This is a genomic window from Pseudoalteromonas phenolica (assembly GCF_005876835.1).
Taxonomy (GTDB): Bacteria; Pseudomonadota; Gammaproteobacteria; order Enterobacterales; family Alteromonadaceae; genus Pseudoalteromonas; species Pseudoalteromonas phenolica_B.
In genome coordinates, this window is record NZ_PPSW01000082.1 from 1 (window position 1) to 1,315 (window position 1,315).

The following is a 1,315-nucleotide window of genomic DNA, read 5'->3' on the forward strand; positions in this document are numbered from 1 at the left end:
CTTAAGCGAGTGCCGCTAAGCTTAGGCTCGGGTTTTTTGTTTTTAGGGGTATAAAACTAAGAAGTTTTAGAAGCTGTGAAACTTGCTTCAGGCTAGTTCTAAGCTGTAATTCATCCATGAAGCTGGGTTCCTCTAGGCCTCTTATAAATCTAGTATCAGGTCGGCTATTGTTAAATTAGCTTGCTTCACTTTGCGCAAAAGGGATGAGAGTGATGCGTGCTCTGTCATTAACTTTTTGCAGCACTTTTGCGGAAAAGGTTACCGACTGCGCTTGTTATTAACCTTTTGCATCATTTTATATAATAACTTAGGTACTGTTGTTTTCTTGAACCGATTATGCAAACATATAGTTTGCTAATGATTTGTTAGCAAATTGATGTTCAATTAAAAGGAAAATTAAAATGACAGCAATCTATAACTTCTTTGCAGCACTGTTTTTAAGCACGGCTCCTGTAAATGAACTGCCAAAAGAGCCTGTAATTGAAACGCAAAGTGAGGTGTGTATTCCTATGCCGATAGGCGATGAAGGAGACTTTGAGTGTGTTGACCCATATGGCATGGGTTAATTAATTTAGCCTTTTTATAGCTCTATGTTTCAATTACTTTAACCCTAAATGAAAGTTTAGGGTTTTCTATATAGTGACTAAGTTCTCCATGAAAAATAAGTTCAAAATAATATTTTTTACCCTCTTTTTTGCGTTGCTTGGAACTGCTTTCTTAAAACAAGACTTGATTACAGCGACACTGTTTTCCTCTATTGCAATCTTATTCTTGATGAGCGGTCCTGAGAAAGAAGAGAATACTTTATGGTTGACTATTTTTAGTATTTTAGCGGTGTCTTTAATTGGGTCGATCGTTTTCGCTATTCAGCACAGTTTAGAACATTACTGGTACTTGCCATATGTGTTATCTAGTTTATTGCTTGTGTATTGGGTCGTAATAGGCAGTAAAGAAAATAACGGTGTGGTGCTATTTTTGAAAAATACGCGACCTCTTCAAAGAGTTGGTATTGCGTTTTTACTTCTTTATCCAATCGCAGGGCTCTTAACTATGAGTTTAAACAGCGCTGTTGATCATATGAATGGACTAGCGCTTGGACTCGGGCTTTTGGCATCTAATAAGTGGGTCAAGGTAAGGTAAACCTCAGGCAAAGCTAGGAACAGTAGTTAACAAAACCGAACTGCAGCAGTTCGATTTTTCTTTTGATAAGTACTAGAAAGCATTTTTAAACAAGTTTATTTCTCTTTGCATTCTGTTATTTCACCTTGCGCAAAGGGAATGAGAGCGCTGCGCGCTCTGTCATTAATACTTAAAT

2 protein-coding genes are annotated in these 1,315 nt (G+C 37.2%); both read left to right on the plus strand.

Annotated elements, in window-relative coordinates; translation table 11 throughout:
* Positions 1–401 precede the first annotated feature (401 nt).
* Positions 402–566, plus strand: a complete 165-nt coding sequence (locus C1E24_RS21025) for a hypothetical protein (RefSeq protein WP_171040949.1) — start codon at positions 402–404, stop codon at positions 564–566.
* An 88-nt stretch (positions 567–654) separates the two neighbouring features.
* Positions 655–1,140 (plus strand): hypothetical protein, encoded by a 486-nt coding sequence (locus C1E24_RS20740; RefSeq protein ID WP_138484806.1) that lies wholly within the window; start codon positions 655–657, stop codon positions 1,138–1,140.
* Positions 1,141–1,315: the final 175 nt, after the last annotated feature.